General features: G+C 70.2%; 16 protein-coding genes and 1 pseudogene. 6 read left to right on the forward strand and 11 right to left on the reverse strand.

All coding sequences use genetic code 11. The features are described 5' to 3' along the window. Positions 1-50: 50 nt before the first annotated feature. Positions 51-1,259, forward strand: coding sequence for an O-succinylhomoserine sulfhydrylase (locus DFR50_RS24710; protein WP_113891941.1), 1,209 nt, complete (start codon positions 51-53; stop codon positions 1,257-1,259). 34 nt (positions 1,260-1,293) lie between these two features. Here DFR50_RS24710 and DFR50_RS24715 read toward each other — a convergent pair whose 3' ends face one another. Then, on the reverse strand, positions 1,294-1,554 hold the full coding sequence (locus DFR50_RS24715; RefSeq protein ID WP_113891942.1) for a hypothetical protein: 261 nt from the start codon (positions 1,552-1,554) through the stop codon (positions 1,294-1,296). Positions 1,555-1,691: 137 nt separating this feature from the next. Then, positions 1,692-2,207: a GNAT family N-acetyltransferase gene (locus tag DFR50_RS24720; protein ID WP_113891943.1), complete on the reverse strand. Its 516-nt coding sequence runs from the start codon at positions 2,205-2,207 to the stop codon at positions 1,692-1,694. Positions 2,208-2,871: 664 nt separating this feature from the next. Between DFR50_RS24720 and DFR50_RS33395 the strand changes: the two are divergent. The 5 genes and pseudogenes from DFR50_RS33395 to DFR50_RS24735 all read left to right on the forward strand — a co-directional run. Beyond that, positions 2,872-3,108 (forward strand): annotated as a pseudogene (locus DFR50_RS33395) (BrnT family toxin); the annotation flags it as partial. Between the two features lie 22 nt (positions 3,109-3,130). Continuing rightward, positions 3,131-3,352, forward strand: a complete 222-nt coding sequence (gene brnA / locus DFR50_RS33170) for a type II toxin-antitoxin system BrnA family antitoxin (protein WP_245428114.1) — start codon at positions 3,131-3,133, stop codon at positions 3,350-3,352. A 139-nt stretch (positions 3,353-3,491) separates the two neighbouring features. Continuing rightward, complete coding sequence (locus DFR50_RS24730; RefSeq protein WP_245428116.1) at positions 3,492-3,836, forward strand: endonuclease domain-containing protein; 345 nt, start codon at positions 3,492-3,494, stop codon at positions 3,834-3,836. Between the two features lie 282 nt (positions 3,837-4,118). Next, on the forward strand, positions 4,119-4,457 hold the full coding sequence (locus DFR50_RS31650) for a hypothetical protein (protein ID WP_147262904.1): 339 nt from the start codon (positions 4,119-4,121) through the stop codon (positions 4,455-4,457). Continuing rightward, positions 4,454-4,636 (forward strand): type II toxin-antitoxin system HicA family toxin, encoded by a 183-nt coding sequence (locus tag DFR50_RS24735; protein WP_113891946.1) that lies wholly within the window; start codon positions 4,454-4,456, stop codon positions 4,634-4,636. The genes DFR50_RS31650 and DFR50_RS24735 overlap by 4 nt, the downstream gene beginning before the upstream one ends. A 285-nt stretch (positions 4,637-4,921) precedes the next feature. Here DFR50_RS24735 and DFR50_RS24740 read toward each other — a convergent pair whose 3' ends face one another. The 9 genes from DFR50_RS24740 to DFR50_RS24780 form a co-directional block, all read right to left on the reverse strand. Beyond that, a complete protein-coding gene (locus DFR50_RS24740; RefSeq protein WP_113891947.1) occupies positions 4,922-8,380 on the reverse strand; it encodes a chromosome segregation SMC family protein in 3,459 nt (1,152 codons plus the stop codon). Positions 8,381-9,169: 789 nt separating this feature from the next. Continuing rightward, complete coding sequence (locus DFR50_RS24745; RefSeq protein ID WP_245428118.1) at positions 9,170-9,820, reverse strand: DsbA family protein; 651 nt, start codon at positions 9,818-9,820, stop codon at positions 9,170-9,172. 152 nt (positions 9,821-9,972) lie between these two features. After that, entirely contained in the window at positions 9,973-10,755 is a 783-nt protein-coding gene (locus DFR50_RS32640; protein ID WP_210209034.1) for a PEP-CTERM sorting domain-containing protein, read from the reverse strand. A 396-nt stretch (positions 10,756-11,151) separates the two neighbouring features. Further along, positions 11,152-11,523 (reverse strand): hypothetical protein, encoded by a 372-nt coding sequence (locus DFR50_RS24755; RefSeq protein WP_113891949.1) that lies wholly within the window; start codon positions 11,521-11,523, stop codon positions 11,152-11,154. Between the two features lie 92 nt (positions 11,524-11,615). After that, positions 11,616-12,746 carry an ABC transporter permease gene (locus DFR50_RS24760; protein ID WP_113891950.1) on the reverse strand — a complete coding sequence of 377 codons (1,131 nt, stop codon included), beginning with the start codon at positions 12,744-12,746 and terminating at the stop codon, positions 11,616-11,618. 135 nt (positions 12,747-12,881) lie between these two features. After that, complete coding sequence (locus DFR50_RS24765) at positions 12,882-14,015, reverse strand: ABC transporter permease (RefSeq protein WP_113891951.1); 1,134 nt, start codon at positions 14,013-14,015, stop codon at positions 12,882-12,884. After that, on the reverse strand, positions 14,012-14,956 hold the full coding sequence (locus DFR50_RS24770) for an ABC transporter ATP-binding protein (RefSeq protein WP_113891952.1): 945 nt from the start codon (positions 14,954-14,956) through the stop codon (positions 14,012-14,014). Before DFR50_RS24770 ends, DFR50_RS24765 begins: the two co-directional genes overlap by 4 nt. 136 nt (positions 14,957-15,092) lie before the next feature. After that, on the reverse strand, positions 15,093-16,034 hold the full coding sequence (locus DFR50_RS24775; protein ID WP_113891953.1) for an ABC transporter ATP-binding protein: 942 nt from the start codon (positions 16,032-16,034) through the stop codon (positions 15,093-15,095). Next, positions 16,031-17,107 carry an HlyD family secretion protein gene (locus tag DFR50_RS24780; protein ID WP_113891954.1) on the reverse strand — a complete coding sequence of 359 codons (1,077 nt, stop codon included), beginning with the start codon at positions 17,105-17,107 and terminating at the stop codon, positions 16,031-16,033. Before DFR50_RS24780 ends, DFR50_RS24775 begins: the two co-directional genes overlap by 4 nt. Positions 17,108-17,172: the final 65 nt, after the last annotated feature.

Genomic DNA, 17,172 nt, shown 5'->3' on the forward strand with positions numbered 1-17,172 from the left:
GCCTCGTCTTACCGGCCCCGCGGGCGAACACGCGCCCGGAGAGGATGGATATGACGAGCCCGCGCGAATCCCGAGATCCGAAAACCCTGCGCCCAGCGACCCGGCTCGTGCACGGCGGCAGCCTGCGGTCGAGCTTCGGGGAAACCTCGGAAGCCCTGTTCCTCACCCAGGGCTACCTCTACGAGACGATGGAAACGGCGGAAAAGCGCTTCAAGGGCGATGAGCCGGGCTTCATCTATTCGCGCTTCTCCAACCCGACGGTGGCGATGTTCGAGAAGCGGATGGCGCTGATCGAAGGCGCGGAGGCGGCGCGCGCGACCGCGAGCGGCATGGCGGCGGTGACCGCGGCGCTGATGGGCCAGGTCAAGGCGGGCGACCACGTGGTCGCGGCGCGCGCCCTGTTCGGCTCCTGTCTCTACGTCGTCGAAGACCTGCTGCCGCGCTTCGGCGTCGAAACGACGCTGGTCGAGGGGACCGACCTCGACCAGTGGCGGGCGGCGGTGCGGCCGAACACGAAGACCGCTTTCCTCGAATCGCCGACCAATCCGACGCTCGAGATCATCGACATCGCCGCCGTCGCCGACATCCTGCACGCGGCCGGCGCGACGCTGGTGGTCGACAACGTATTCGCGACGCCCCTCCACCAGCATCCGCTCGCGCTCGGCGCCGACTGCGTCGTCTATTCCGCGACCAAGCACATCGACGGGCAGGGCCGGGTGCTCGGCGGCGTGATCCTCGCGAGCGAGCCGTTCATCGCCGACAACATCCACAATTTCCTGCGCCAGACCGGGCCGAGCCTGTCGCCGTTCAACGCCTGGACCTTGCTCAAGTCGCTCGAGACGCTGCCGCTGCGGGTCGCGGCGCAGGCGCGCTCGGCGGCGCGGGTCGCCGACGCCCTCGCCGCCCACCCTGCGGTGAGCCGCGTCCTCTATCCCGGCCGCGACGACCACCCGCAGGCGGCGCTGGCGAAGGCGCAGATGTCGAGCGGCGGCACCATGCTGGCGTTCGAGGTCGCGGGCGGCAAGGACGCGGCGTTCCGCATGGCCAATGCGCTGACTATCGTCGGCATCTCCAACAACCTCGGCGACGCCAAGAGCCTGATCACCCACCCCGAGACCACCACCCACCAGCGCCTCAAGCCCGAGCAGCGCGCGGCGCTCGGCATCGGCCCGGGCCTGTTGCGCCTCTCGGTCGGGCTCGAGGACACGGAAGACCTGATCGACGACCTTTGTCAGGCGCTCGACAAGGCCGCGGGCTAGCGGAGCGGAGCGGCGCGCGCCGGGGCGGCGACGCTCAATACCAGACCTTGCAGGTCGAGACCGCGCCCTCGGACCGCGCGCCCATCGCCGGCACGAAGCACTTCGCGTGGCCGACGTGCTGCTGGCCGTCCCGCGCGTAGGTGAACTTGCCATCGACCGGGCCGGGGATATCGGCGTTCGGGAACGACGTAGCGATGAACGCGTCGGCCGCCTTGCCGTTCAGGGCCACGGGATCGGCGAAGGCGGGTTGCGCGATTGCGAGGAGCGTCGCCGCCGACAGGAGCGCAGTCTTCATCCCGATGCCCTGCCGCCCGTCGGCGGCCCCCCTGCTGGAAAGGTCCGGCTTTCAGGGAACCATCTCCCGACCAGCGCTGTCAACGAACGAAAGCGGACGCACGACGATCACCAACGACGTCCCGACGTCCGCCCCGGCTACAGATCCTTCTCCAGCACGACGAAGCCGAGGTCGTCGCGCAGCGGCGCGCCGAAGCGGTCGTCGCCGTAGGGAAACGGCTCCGTCTCGCCGGTCGTGCGATAGCCGCGCCGGACGTACCACGCGATCAGGGTTTGGCGCAGGTTGATCACGGTCATGCGGACGCGCCCGCCCCCACGCTCGCGAACCCAGTCCTCGGCGGCGGCGAGCAGGACGCGGCCGAGGCCGCCGTTCTGCCGCTCGGGCTCGATCGCGAACGATCCGAGATACCAGACGCCCGCGCCGAGCGGTTCGAGCCAGACGCAGCCGATGAACGACGGCCCCTCCACCCACTTCAGCGCCGTCGCCGCGGGCCTTCCGGCGAGATCGGCGCGGAAAGCCTCGACGGTCGTGCGATCGCCCCCAATGTAGTCGGTCTCCACGGCCCAACTGCGCGCGCGGCCCGCGCCGCGGTAGGCGCGGTTCATCAGCGCCGCGACCGCGGGGACGTCGTCATCGGTTATGGGGACGTACATGGGGCCTCGCTTGGTTTGCTGTCGACGCCTCGACCTTGCCTCCGTCATCGCGAGGAGCCCGAAGGGCGACGTGGCGATCCAGGGCCGCCTGCGCCGACGGCGATGCGAGTCGCGCCGACGCGGCGAAGGTTCGCGTGTGCCCCCTGGATCGCCACGTCGCTTCGCTCCTCGCGACGACGGCGAGACATTTGGCGTCCGCCGCCTCTTGAAGCGACAGTTGCTGGCATGACGAGGGTCGGTAGCGCCATTTCCTGGAAGATTCCAGACTTCAAGAGCGATGACGAGGCCGACGCCAGGCTGCGGGCGCGGACCTCACGCAATACGACCTCTCGGAGATGGAGACGGTTCGCTTCAAACTGGCGCACAAGGACGCCTCCATCAGCCGCCGCTTCTGGTTGAAAAGATGCACCTCCCAAGCCATGGCGCGCCTCGGGAATGACGGGCGGTTGTCAACGCCGAGGTGGGGGCGATGACGCTTCCCGCCGTCATCGCGAGGAGCCCGAAGGGCGACGCGGCGATCCAGGGGCCGCCCGCGCCGACGTTGCAGCGCGGCGCCGCCCGGCAGACGGCAGACCTCGGCCCGCCCCCCTTGATCGCCACGTCGCTTCGCTCCTCGCGATGACGGCCGCTTGGGAGTTCCGAAAAGGTATAATTTCTATACCAAATCGCCGCTGCGGAGTTCGAATTCGATCCCGAGCAGAGCGCCGCCGACACGGTCAAGCACGGCATGGATTTTGTCGAGGCGCAGGCGCTCTGGCTCGACGAGGCCCTGATCGAGGCTCCGGCGAGGACCGAGGACGAGCCGCGTTTCCTCGCCGTCCGACGCATCGCCGGCCGCTGCTGGGCGGCGGTCTTCGTCCGGCGGGGCGGGCGAACGCGGCTCATCTCGGTCAGGCGCGCCGGCAAGAAGGAGATCGAAGCCTATGAAGGCGAGTGGGTTCGAGCGCCGGTTCGACGCCGGCGAGGACGTGGCGGGCGACGTCGACTGGGAGAAGGCGCAGCGACCCAATCTCGCTGTCCGGCGCGTCAACGTCGACTTTCCCGCCTGGGTGGTCGAGGCGCTCGACCGCGAGGCCCGCCGCCTCGGCGTGACGCGGCAGGCGCTGGTGAAGCTCTGGATCGCCGAACGGCTCGACCGGGCGTGAGGGGACGTTGCGACATCCACCAGCTCGCGCGTTGAGCGTCCCTTCCCCCACCCGGGTCGCGCTTGCGCGCGCCCGGGCGCAGGCTCTTGTGGGGGAAGGACAGGATGGGGGGTCGCGCCATGCCTAACGTTTGTCGCCGGTGGCCCGCGCACTGCGTCGCGACGCGACCTCCGCCGAGCGGCGCCTCTGGAGCGGACTGCGCCGCGAACAGATCGGCGGCTTCCGCTTCCGCCGGCAGGTCATTCTCGCCGGCTTCATCGCCGACTTCGCCTGCCTCGAGGCCCGGCTGGTCATCGAAGTGGACGGCGCGACGCATTCGACCGACGACGAACGGGCGCGCGACGCCGCGCGTTCCGCCGCGATCGAAGCCCAAGGCTTCTCCGTTCTCCGCTTCACCAACGACGAGGTCTTTCGCAACCTCGACGGCGTTCTGGAAACCATTCGCCTGAAGCTCGCCGAGTTGCGTCCGCGGATCGACGGCTAACCGTCGAATGACGGTGAGACCCCCCATCCTGTCCTTCCCCCACAAGAGCCTGCGCCCGGGCGCGCGCAAGCGCGACCCGGGTGGGGGAAGGGACGAAAACGCGCAAGCCCGTGAATGTCGCAACGTTCCCGCTTGCCCCTTTCCTGCCCAAGCCGTCCGGCGCCGGGTGGGCGCCTGCCGGATCGCCACGAGACGGCGAGGCTCGCGGGCGAGGACCGATACGGCGGGGAGTGTGCGTCCCTTCCCCCCTTGTGGGGGAAGGACAGGATGGGGGGTCGGGCCATGCCCAACCGCTTGCGGCACCTGGGCCGGGCTCGACCCGGGGAGGAGAACGGAGAAACGCGGGCGGGCGCGCCGCTGTGGTATCGTGCGACAACCCCGGAAGGAGCCGCCGATGCGCATCGCGATCGTGAAAGCCGCCTTCGACGACGCCGCCGGCGTCTGGTGGTCGAGCTTTCCGACATCGTCGGACTGCACGGGGAAGGCATGACGTTCGAGGCTTTCCGGCAGACCATCGCGGCCGCGACGGCCGACCTCATGTCCAGCGATGACGACGGGACCCGAGACATGCACGTCGAGATCGTCGCACACGCGTCGGCGCCCGCCCGCGCTGTCGCATGAAGGACTTCGGCAGGCCCGTGCGCGGCAAGCGGGCCGGCTGCGAATTCCTCCGCCACGGCAAGGCCGACAACGACATTACGACCCGCGACGGCAAGCGGCTGGTCGTTCCGGTTCAGATCAAGTCGCGTCATACCGCGAACGGCATTCTCAAGGATGCGGGCCTGCCCAAAGTCTTTTGATTTTGCCCGCGCAACCGTCGCTTGGGGGTTGAGTAAACTGTCGCCGTAACCCCGCGACCGGCCTCCGTCCTCGCGAGGAGCCCGAAGGGCGACGTGGCGATCCAGAGCCGCCTGCGCCGACGTCGAAAGCGCGCCGGACGCCGACACGACGAAGGTTCGCGTGTGCCCCCTGGATCGCCACGTCGCTTCGCTCCTCGCGACGACGGCTCGCAAGCCTGCGCGTCCGGCCAGTCGCGCAGGCAAGCGGGCAGCGCAAAGCGACTATGCCGGACGGCCGTCTCATTATCACCCCGCCTCCATCAGCTTCTCCGCCTCCGCCAGCTCCACCGACACGATCTGGCTCACCCCCCTTTCCGCCATCGTGACTCCAAACAGCCGGTCCATCCGGGCCATGGTGATCGGGTTGTGGGTGATGGTGACGAATTTGGTGTCGGCGCGCTTGCGCATCTCTTCCAGGAGGTCGCAGAAGCGCTCGACGTTGTAGTCGTCGAGCGGCGCGTCGACCTCGTCGAGCACGCAGATCGGCGACGGGTTGGTCAGGAACACCGCGAAGATCAGCGACATCGCGGTCAGCGCCTGCTCGCCGCCCGAGAGCAGGGTCAGCGTCTGCGGCTTCTTGCCCGGGGGCTTGGCGAGAATTTCCAGCCCGGCGTGCAGCGGGTCGTCGCTCTCGACCAGCAGCAGCTCGGCCTCTCCCCCCTCGAACAGCGTGGAAAACAGGCTCTTGAAATGGCCGTTGACGACGTCGAAGGCGGCGAGCAGGCGGGCGCGGCCCTCCTGGTTCAACGACCCGATCGCGCCGCGCAGCTTGCGGATCGCTTCCGTCAGGTCGTCGCGCTCGGCGATCAGCTTGTCGCGCGCGCCCTCGACCTCGGCCAGTTCCTCCTCGGCGCGCAGGTTCACCGCCCCCAGCCGCTCGCGGTCCTGGCGAAAGCTGTCGAGCTTCTTCTGAACGTCGGCGAGCGCCGGCAAGGGCGCCCCCGGCGTCGCGCCGGCGAGCGCGGCCAGGCCCTCGGGCTCGATGTCGAGATCGGACTGGATGGTCGCGAGCAGGTCGGCGCGCCGGGCGCGCGTCGCCTCGACCCGCGCTTCCGCGGCGGCGCGCGATTCGCGCGCGCGGCCCATCAGCTCCAGCGCCTCGCGCGCGGCGCGGTCGGCGGCGGCGAGCGCCGTCTCGCCGAGGCTCAGCGCGTCGGCCGCCTCCTTGCGCGCGGCCTCGGCGGCGGCGACCTCGTCGGCGAGCAGCCGTCGCCGCCGGGCGAATTCGAACGGCGCGCCGGCGAGGTCTTCGCGCTCCTCCTCCGCCGCCGCGCGCCGCTCGGCGACGCCCTCGATCTGGACCTCGGCCGTCTCGCGCCGGGTCGCCCACGACCGGCGCTCGGCCTCGATCGCCTGGCGGCGCGCCCGCCGCGCCTCGGCCTCGCGGGAAAGATTCTGCGCGGAAGCGCGCGCATCGGCATGGGCGGCGCGCGCTTCGCCCGCGGCGGCCCGCGCCCGTTCCAGCCTCAGCGTCAGTTCGTCGGAGGGGACGAGGTCGGCCAGCGCCGCCTCGGCCTCGGCCTTGCGCTCGGCCGATTCGTCGCAGGCCGCCTTGGCCCGCGCCGCCGCCTCCTCCATCGCGCGAAGCCTGGTCAGCGTTTCGGCGCGCCTGCGCTCGAACTCGCCCAGCGCTGAGCGGGCGGCGTCGCTCGCCGCGCGGGCGGCGCGGGCGCGGGCGCGCCATTCGGTCTCGGAGGCCGCCGCCCGGCGCAGCGCCTCCTGCGCCCGCTCAGCCGCGCCGCGAACCACTTCGGCGGCCTGGCGCGCCGCCTCGGCCTCGCGTTCGAGGTCGCCGAGGCGGTTCTTTTCCACGAGGCGCCGGGCGGCGGGGGTCGGGGCCTCGGCGGCGGCGACGAAGCCGTCCCAGCGCCACAGGTCGCCCTCGCGCGAGACGAGGCGCTGGCCGACCTCGAGAAAGGTCGACAGCCGGTCGCCGTCGGCGCGGGCGCAAAGGCCCACTTGGGTTAGGCGGCGCGCCAGCGCCGGCGGCGCCGCGACCTGGGCGGCGAGCGGCTCGACCCCGTCGGGCAGCTTCGGATCGCCGCCGAAGCCGGGGAGCAGCGACCAGTGCGCCGGGGCGGCCTCGTCGGTCGGGGCGTCGAGGTCGTCGCCGAGCGCGGCCCCCAGCGCCGCCTCGAAGCCGCGCGCCACGCTGATCGCGTCGACCACCGGGGCGAAGCGGGCGTCGGTCCGGGCGCCGAGCAGCTTCGCCAGCGTGCGCGCCTCGGTCTCGAGCGCCTGCGCCTTGCGCTCGGCGTCGGAGAGCGGCCCCCGGGTCGCGGCCTCGGCCTCGCGCGCCTCCGCGTGCTTCTCCTCGGCGAACAGGGTCGCCTGCTCCGCCGTCTCCAGCGCCTCGGCGAGTTCGGCCGCGGCCTCGGCGCGGCGCTCGTGCTCCTCGTCCTCGAACGCGCCGTCGCGCAGCGCCGCGAGGTCGGCGGAAATCTTCGCGTGGTCCGCCTCGAGCCGGGCGAGGCGGCGGCCCTCCTCCGCGGCGGCGGCGGCCAGCGCATGGCGGCGGGCGTTGAGATCGGACGAGGCGGCCTGCGCCTCGTTCAGGTCGGCTTCGGCGACGGCGAGCGCCCGGCCCGCGGCCTCCTCGCGCTCGCGCGCTTGCGTCGAGACGTCGCCGGCGCCGTCGAGCGCCGCGGCGAGGGTCGCGTCCTCCTCGTCGAGGCGCGCCAGCACCGAGACGGCGTCGGCGATCAACGCCTGCTCGCGCGCCAGGTCGCGCGCGAGTTCGGCGAGGCGCCTTTCCAGCTCCGCGCCCCGCGTCGCGGCCCGCTTCTCCTCGGCGTCCAGCGTTTCGCGCGCGATCGCGATGCGCTGCAGGGCCGCGGCGCGACGCGCCTCTTCCTCGCGCAGGCCCGGCAGCTCGGCGGCGGCGAGCGCCTGCCGGCGCGCGGCCTCCCCTTGCGCGCGGGTGCGCTCGGCGACGTCGACGAGGTCCGAGTCGAGCTTTTTCGCGGCGTCGGCGAAGGCGGTCTCGGCCTCGCGCCAGGCGATCAGATGGGCGAGCGCCTCGTTCCTGCGGATCTCGGCGGCGAGATGGCGGTAGCGGGCCGACTGGCGCGCCTGCCGCCGCAGGCTCTCGACCTGGACCTCGATCTGCTTCAGCACGTCCTCGACGCGCAGCAGATTGTCCTCCGCCCCCTTCAGGCGCAGCTCCGCCTCGTGGCGGCGGGAATGGAGGCCGGAGATGCCGGCGGCCTCCTCGAGGATCAGCCGGCGCGCCTGGGGTTTTGCGGCGATGATCTCGCCGATCTGGCCCTGGCGCACGAGGGCTGGCGAGCGCGCGCCGGTCGAGGCGTCGGCGAACAGGAGCTGCACGTCGCGGGCGCGCACCTCGCGGCCGTTGACCCGGTAGGTCGAGCCCGACTCGCGCTCGATGCGCCGGGTCACCTCGATCGTCTCGTGATCGTTGAACACGGCCGGCGCGCGGCGGTCGGAATTGTCGAGCAGAATGCCGACCTCGGCGTTGTTGCGCGACGGCCGCTTGCCGGAGCCGGAGAAGATCACGTCGTCCATGCCCGAGGCGCGCATGGCCTTGAACGAGCTTTCGCCCATCACCCAGCGCAGCGACTCGACCAGATTCGACTTGCCGCAGCCGTTCGGCCCGACGACGCCGGTGAGGCCGGGCTCGATCTTGAACTCCTGCGTGTCGCAGAAGCTCTTGAAACCGGTGACGCGCAGGCGCTCGAATTTCATCGCGGCGCCTCGCCCGGCGGCGGGCCTTCGCCCGCCCGGCTGTCCCCGTCCGCTCGGCACGCGGACCCGTTCCCCGGCTTTGCCGGGGAAGGCGGCGCGTAGCGCCGGATGGGGTGTGGCCCGCTGCTTCGATGCGAGTTGGCGACCGGCGGAAGTCGGATTGCATGACCGCCACCGCCGACCTGCAGAGGAAGAGATCTGACACCCCATCCGGCCCTTCGGGCCACCTTCCCCAGCAGAGCGGCTACGGGATGCACACATGTCTTCGCCGGCTCTTTGCTGGTGGAACTCCGAGCGGCGAGCAGCGTCCCCGCCCCCACCCGGGTCGCGCTTGCGCGCGCCCGGGCGCAGGCTCTTGTGGGGGCGGGACAGGGTGGGGGGTCACGCCGACATTGGGAATCTCCGCGCCCCGCCAAACGGATAGGCATGGCCCGACCCCCCTCCTCGTTCCTCCCCCACAAGGGGGGAGGAGGCGCCCGGCGCCGACCTTTGTTCATGCCGGGCCGCGATGTGCGCATGCCGTAGAGCAAAGCTGGGGAAAGCTCGAGGCGGCCGCCCGCGGCCCGGGGGACGTGCGAAAGCCGTAGACCTCGGGGCGAGGGGGACGGCCGACGGCCGCCGGGTGAGGGTGAGCCGGCGTGACCTTCGTCCATCGTGCTTCCGGCCGGAGGGCCGACGATCGTCAAATTCAGGAGCCCCTGCGTCCCGAAACGGGACAGGATGGGACTAGCGGCCATATCGGGCCGCCGCAATCAACCCCGCAGGCTCAGATTCTTGTGCGCAACGGCGTCATTTCGCCGCGGGCGAAAGGATTTCATCAAACTTGTCAAGCGAATGCTCGCCCGCGAGGCGCTTGCCGGCGAGGAAAAAGGTCGGCGTCGAATCGACGCCGAGCTTGCTCGAGGCGGTCTCGCGCTCGGCCTTCACCGCCTCGAACAGGGTCTGATTCTTCAGGCACGCGTCGAAGTCGGCGCCCGTCATGCCGACGGCCGCGAGTTGCTCGCGGAGTTTGGGCAGCGGATTGTCGACGGCCCATTCCGCCTGGTGGTCGAACAGGCGGTCAACCACGGCGTCGCGCTTCTCCGGTCCCGAGCAGCGGGCGAGCATGAAGGCCGCGAGCGCCAGCCGGTCGAGCGGATATTCGCGCAGCACGAACTTCGCCTTTCCGGTGTCGAGGTATTTCGCCTTCAGCGCCGGCCAGACCTCCTTGTGGAAGGCTGCGCAATGGCTGCAGGTCATCGAGGCGTATTCGATGATGGTCGCGGGCGCGTCCGCCTTGCCCTCGACGATGTCGGGCAACGCCTGCGGGGCGGCGAGCGCGGCGGTCTCGGCCGGCGTCAGGGCGTCGGTCGCGGCGAGCGCGGCGCCGGACAGCGGCAGCAGCCCGAGGGCGCCGGCGCTGAGGACCGCGACACGGAGGGCGCGAAGGGCTTCGGGCATGGCTGCGGCTCCGGATTCATCCGACGCCGTCATTGCGGCGAGCGCCTCCCCGGGTCAAGCGTCCGGTGGTCGCCGCATCCCCGAGGCGCCACGCGGGCGCGACGGCGGCGGGACGCCGCAAGGCGGCCCGCCAGTCTTGCTGCATTCCGCCTTCAGGCCGCGACCGGGCGCGGCGCGCGCGCCCGGCGGGCAGTCGCCACGGCGAGCGCGGCGAAGCCGAGGCCCATCATCGCCCAGGTCGCCGGCTCCGGCGCGTTGACCTGCACGGCCAGGGTGTTCGTCACGGCGCCGGAGGCCACGGCGAACGTGTTGTCGACGGCGAACGCGCCGGCCGAACCGTACCACATGTCGCCACGCGTTCCGACCGTCGGCGCGCCGCCGGCGCCGGTGAACTGCTGCCAGTTCACGAAGCTGTCGTCATAGGAGCCGCTGTTGCCGACAATGCCGACGATGTACGTCACGGTCTGCGGAACCACGAGATTGTGGAAATCGAGCTCTTCGGTCGTCCAGCCGTTGCCGGTCGGCGTGACCTGTTGCGACCCGAGCAACGTCCCGCTGTTCGGGTCCGAGCCGGAATAGATGTCGACCTCGATCGGCTTCGATCCGCCGCCGGCGTAACCGAAAAGATCGACCGTGCTGACGACATAGCCTGGGTACGAACCCGCGAACGTGATCGAGTTTCCGACCCCGAACGCGCCCCCTGCGTTGACGGCGCCGTCGCCGGAAAAGCCGATCTGGTTGTTGTCGTACAGGCTACCCGTCGCATCGAGCGCCTGATAGATCACGGATCCGGCCCGAGCGCCGGTCATCCCGGTGATCGACAGCACAAGGGCCAGCGCCGTCGCCTCCAACACCCCCCTGTTGAACATGGCGTGCTCCAGGCTTTCATGAACGCGCTCGAATAGTGAAAACTCCGAGCGTTCCTCAATTGCCATGTTCGACTTTCGCGGGACTGACCTGCCGCAGCGGCGCCTCGCAGGCGCCGATCGCCAGCGAGCCTGGCCGCATGGCGGGCGCGCGAATCCGACGCGCCGGCGGACCCGCGGAAGCGAGGCGCGGATGCCGGCGAGACGCAACCGGGACGGGTTTCCCGGCGGGCGCAGGAGCGGGTCGTCGTTCGGGTGGTTGACCCGCCGGCGCGTCCGGGCTGGCGCGCCCCAGGCTCGGCGGAAACGCGCCGGACGCGCGTCGCGGAAGACTGCGGCGTCGGCGATCGGCGCCGCGAGGAAGGTTACGCGTTCGCTCCCGCCCGGGCCGCTTCGCCTCGCCCGATCCCTCGGCGATGCGTCCCGGCGAATGTCGCCGGGACGCCGCGGATCATCGTCCCGCCGTCAGAAATTGAACAGCGTCGCGCCCGGAACGCCGTATTGCGGGATGATGCGCTCCTGCCCGCGCCAGCCGGAGAAGGTCCCCTGAATCGGGGTCGGCTGGTCGAACGTGCTGGTGACGTAATTGTTGCCGGTCCCGACCGGGGCGTCGGTTCCGAGCGTCAGCCACGACGGCGTCGGCTTCTGCGCGCTCTTGTGGACAGTGATCTGGCGGCCTTCGGGCTGCTGCGCGACCTGAGCCTTGTGGTGATGGCGAGCGCGGGCGTGGATCGTCGGAGTGGCGGACGCGGGCGCGGTCTCAGCCTCGGCCGCGGAAGCGAGCGCGCCGGCGATCAGCGCGGCGGAAAACCATCGAACCGAACCAGTCATATCCATTGTCCTCTCGACGGGACGGCGCGCGACCCGCGCGCCCCAGTCGACGCCCGGCGCCCCGCATTGCTCCGGCTTCGGCGCGAAATCAAGCCTGGTCAGTCGAGCGACTTCCGGAATCTCAGAACGCTGGAGGCCAAGAGGACGATTCCGAGCCCCGCCAGCGCCAACATCTGGGGCCACAGCACCTCGAGGCCGACGCCCTTCAGGAACGTGCCCCTGATCACCACGAGGTAGTAGGTCATCGGGTTGATGGTGGAAATCCACTGCATGAAATCCGGCATGCTGGCGATCGGGAAGCTGAAGCCGGACAGGATGAAGGCCGGATTGATGACGAAGAAGTTGGTCGCGAAGGCCTGCTGCTGCGTCTTGCAGACGGTCGAGATCAGGAGGCCGATCCCGAGCACGCACAGAAGATAGAGCGCGGTTCCGAGCAGCAGGACGAGCGGATTGCCGCGAAACGGAATCTGGAACCAGAGCGTGCCGACGCCCGCGATCACCACGACCAGGGCCAGCCCGACGAGAAAATAGGGAATGGTCTTGCCCAGGATGAATTCGAGCGGCCGGATCGGCGTCACCATGATCTGTTCGAGCGTGCCGACCTCGCGCTCGCGCACCACGGCGAACGAGGTGAGGTTGACGATCATGATCAGCGTCAGGGTGGCGATGACGCCGGGGACGAAGAACCAGCGGCTGTTGAAGTCGACATTGTACCAGGGCCGCGACTCGAGCGTCACGGTCGGGGGCGGACGCGCGCCCGCCCGAGTGCGTCGCGACAGGTCCTGCTCCATCTCCTGCGCGTAGTCGGCGACGATCCGGCTGACGTAGCTCAGCGCGATCAGGGCGGTGTTCGAATTCGTGCCGTCGACGATCACTTGCGCCGGCGCCGACACGCCCTTGCGCACGTCATCGGCGAACCCCGCCTGGATCACGATCGCCACCACCGCGTCGGCGTGGTCGATCGCGCGGCGGACGTCGGCGGCGCTGTTCGCCGTCTCGACGATCTGGAACCGTCCGCTGCCGGCGAAGCGGGCGACCAGCTCCCGGCTTTCCTGGCTGTGGTCCTGGTCGAGCACGATGGTGGCGACGTTGTAGACCTCGAAGGTCGCCGCGTAGCCGAAGATGAACAGCTGAACCAGCGTCGGAATCAGGAGGCGGAATTTTGCCGCGCGATCGCGGCGAAGCTGCTGAAGCTCCTTCACCACCAGGTTGAGGATGCGGCCCCACATGGCGTCTATCCCGCCCAGGCCTGAAGGCCGTCATTGCGAGCGCAGCGAAGCAATCCATGCCGCGGGGCCCGGCGGCTGGATTGCTTCGTCGCTTCGCGCCTCGCAATGACGGCAGTGGTGAATGACGTCATGGCCCTACCCCAGCGTCTTCTTGAAGGCGCGCGCCGCGAGCAGTCCAACCACCGCGGCGTAGAGCGCCAGAGCCGCGATCGGGGCCGCGAGATCGGCGATCCCGCTGCCCTTGAGGAAGATGGATTTCAGGATGGAGAAGTAATAGCGCGCCGGAACGAGGTAGGTGAGCCATTGGATCGGCGCCGGCATCTGCTCGATCGGGAAGGCGAAGCCAGAGAGCAGCGTCGTCGGCAGCAGCGTCGCCACCAGCGCGATCTGGCTCGCCCCGACCTGGCTCTTGATGCTGGCGGAAATGAAATAGCCGAGGCCGAGCACGACGACGAGAAACAGCGAGGTGGTGAAGAACAGCGTCGAGATCGAGCCGCGGAACGGCGCCTGGAACCAGAACACCGCGATCATCAGGCAGAACGCCGCGTCGATCAGGCCGATGACGAAATAGGGCAGGATCTTGCCCGCCATCAGCTCCAGGCTGGTGACGGGCGTCGAGACCAGCACCTCCATCGTGCCGCGCTCCCATTCGCGCGAGATGGTGAGCGAGGTCAGTTGCGCGCCGACCAGCGCCATCACCAGCGCGACCACGCCGGGCATGATGTAGTTCCGGCTGACCAGGTCCTCGTTGTACCAGACGCGATACTCGGCGACCGCGGGAACGACCGGCGGCGGCTGGCCCATCGCCTGGGCCCGCTCGAGCTGGATATTGCCGGACGCGGCGCCGATCACGGCCTGAGCGTAGCCGAGCGCGATGTTGGCGGTGTTGTCGTCGGTCGCGTCGAGGATCGCCTGCACCGAGGCGGCGTTCGCGTTCGCGAGCGTCTCGGAAAAGTCGTGCGGCACGACGATGGCGATCTTGCAGCGCCCGGCGTCGATCGCACGCGTGACGTCGGCGTAAGTCCGCTCGGACTCGACGACGGAGAAATATTGCGACGCCTGGAACGCTTTCAGCAGCGACTGGCTCTGCTGGCTGCCCTCGCGGTCGAACACGCAGGCAGGCACGTGCTTGATGTCGAGGTTCACCCCGTAGCCGAGCAGCGCCATCTGCATGAGCGGCATCAAGAGGACGACCATCAGGCTGCGCGGGTCGCGCAGGATCTGGATGATCTCCTTCTGCGCGACGGCGCGGACGCGGCGGAGCATCATGGCGCGGCCTTCCCGCCTTCGCCCACGAGTTGCACGAACACGTCCTCGAGCGTCGCCTTGATCGGCTCGATCCGCGACCAGCTCAGGGACCGCTCGGCGAGGCGCGCCTCGATCGCCGCCCGGTCGCGCGCCGCGTCGTCGACGACGATGTGCAGCGACGAACCGAACGGCGCGACGTCGCGCACGCCCGGAGCGCCTTCGAGCGCCTCCAGCATCGCGCCCGGATCGTCGCCCTCGACCAGCAGGATTTCGCCGCGAATGGCGCTGCGCTTGAGTTCCGAGGGGCTGCCGAGGGCGACGAGCCTGCCGCCGTTGATCAGCGCGATGCGGTTGCAGTACTCGGCTTCGTCCATGTAGTGGGTGGTGATGACGACCGTGACGCCGTCGCCGGCGAGCGCGTAGATCAAGTCCCAGAACCGGCGGCGCGAGGCCGGATCGACGCCGGAGGTCGGCTCGTCGAGGAACAGGATCTTGGGCTCGTGCAGCACGGCGCAGCCGAGCGCCAGGCGCTGCTTCCAGCCGCCCGAGAGGTCGCTGACCACCGCGTCCTCGCGGCCGGCCAGGCCCGCCATCTCGACCGCGAAGGCGATTCGGCGCTTCAGCCGCGCGCCCTTCACCCCGTAGACGCCGCCGAAGAAGCTCAGATTCTCCATCACCGACAGGTCGTCGTAGAGGGAGAATTTTTGCGACATGTAGCCGATGTTTGCGCGCACCTTCTCCGGTTCGCGCGCGACGTCGAGCCCGGCGACTTCCGCCCGTCCGCTGCTGGGGCGCAAGAGGCCGCACAGAATCCGGATCGTGGTCGACTTCCCCGCCCCGTTCGGCCCGAGGAAGCCCATGATCTCGCCCCGCCCGGCCTCGAAGCTGACCGCGTTGACGGCGACGAAATCGCCGAATCGCTTGGTGAGTTTGTCGGCGCGGATGCGGATGTCGCCGGTCATTCTGCGCCGCTCCCGACGCCGGCTCGCGGAGCGCCGTCTTTGCGAGCCGAAGACGAAGCAATCCATGCCGCAGGACGCAGGCGCGGCATGGATCGCTTCGTCGCTTCGCGCCTCGCAATGACGGGTTTGGCGGTCGTCATTCCGCTTTCTCCGTCAGCAGCGAGACGAACAGGTCCTCGATCGACGGCGCGATCCGCTCGATCTCGTCGAAGGGCACGTTCGCCGCCGCGAGCGCGGCCTCGATCGCGCCCAGGCGACGCGCCGCCCCGTCGACCACGACGTGGACGCTGTCGCCCATCAGGATCGCCCCCCCGACGCCCTCGAGCGAGGCCACGACGTCGCGCGCGGCGCGCGGCGCGGGCGCGGCGATCGCCAGGATCTCGCCCGGCATCAGCGCCTTCAAGGCGCTCGGCGTGTCGCAATAGAGCATCCGCCCCTCGCGCATGAGGCCGAGGCGGCCGCAGCGCTCGGCCTCGTCGAGATAGGAGGTCGCCACCACGATCGCGACGCCCTCGCCGCGCAGCCCGTAGAGGATGCGCCAGAAGTCGCGCCGCGAGACGGGATCGACGCCGGCGGTCGGCTCGTCGAGCAGCAGCACTTTCGGGGTGTGGATGAGCGAGCAGGTCAGGCCGAGCTTCTGCTTCATGCCGCCGGAGAGCTGGCCGGCGCGCCGCTTGCGGAACGGCGTCATGCCCGAGGCGGCGAGAAGGCGCGCGGCGCGCGCGTCGCGGTCGTTCCGGCGGATTCCGAACAGCTCGGCGAAGAACGCGATGTTCTCGTCGACCGTCAGGTCCTCGTACAGGCCGAACCGCTGCGGCATGTAGCTGACGTGGGACCGGACCCGCTCAGGCTCGCGAACCGCATCGACGCCCTCGATGACGATCGAGCCGGCGTCGGGCGGCATGACCGCGGCGAGGAGGCGCATGATCGTGGTCTTGCCGGCGCCGTCGGGGCCGACGAAGCCGAACACTTCGCCGGCCGCGCAGGCGAAGCCGAGCGAATCGACCGCGGTTCTGGCGCCGAACCGTTTCGTCAGCCCGCGGACCTCGACGGCGGGTCGCGACGGCGCGTCGGTCATGACTGACCGGGCGCCTTCACCGCGATGGTCGCGTCGGCCGGCAGGCCGGGGACGAGCTCGTGCGTCGGATTGTCGACGTCGATGCGGATGCGGTAGACCAGCGTCACCCGCTCGGCATGGGTCTCGACGCTTTTCGGCGTGAACTCGGCCTGCTCGGCGATGGACGAAATCCGCCCCGTGTAGGTCTTGCCGGGAAACGAGTCGGTGACGACGCTGGCGGCCTGTCCGAGCCGCACCTTGCCGATGTCGGTCTCGTTGATGTAGGCGCGCAGCCAGACGTGGTCGATGTCGGCGAGGGTGACGATCGCGGCGCCGGGGGACACGACCTCGCCGAGTTCGGCCTGCCGGGTGAGGATGACGCCGTCGAACGGCGCGACCAGCGTCGTGTAGCCGAGCGTGATCTTCGCCAGCTCGAGATTCGCCTTCGCGGTCTCGATGGCGGCGAGGCTCGCCTCGACGTTGCGCTCGGACACCGCCTCGAGCGCGTTGTCGCGGTCGAGGGCCGCGCGCGACTGAACCAGCCCCGTCTCGGCGACGTCGCGCGCGTCGGTGGTGCCGGAGCCTTTCGCCATCAGCGTCTGGGCGCGGTCGTACTGGAGCTGGCGGAGCGACACTTCAGCCTGGTCGCTGACGATGGTGCGCCGCGCCGCGGCGACGTTCTGCTGGGCGACGTCGAGCTGACGCATCCGCTCGTTGACCGACGCCTCCAGGATCGCGACCTGCTGCCTGGTGTCGGAATCGTCGACCCGCGCGATCACCGTCCCGGCCTTGACCGTCTGCCCCTCGTCGAACGGCAGCTCGACGATGCGCGACTGCACGCCCTTGAAGCTCAGAACGCTCTCGTGCGCCTCGATGTTGCCGGAGACGACGATGACGTCTGCGTTCCCCTTGCCGCCGAGCCACGGAACGAGCGAGTCGAAGCGGAGCCCGGCGACCCCGCCGCCGCCCTCGATCCAGGGAACGAGCCGGTCGCGAGCCATGTAGGCGACCGCGCCGACCAAAGCCGCCAGCGCAACCACGCCGATCAGAAAACGCCGCATGTCCTTCAGACCCCGGCCTTCTTGCCCCGCCATAGATAGGCTTCGCAAGGGGCGACCGTGACGCGGCGAAGCGTCGCGCTCAATGGCCGAGAAGGACG

Source organism: Roseiarcus fermentans (genome assembly GCF_003315135.1).
Classification (GTDB): Bacteria; Pseudomonadota; Alphaproteobacteria; order Rhizobiales; family Beijerinckiaceae; genus Roseiarcus; species Roseiarcus fermentans.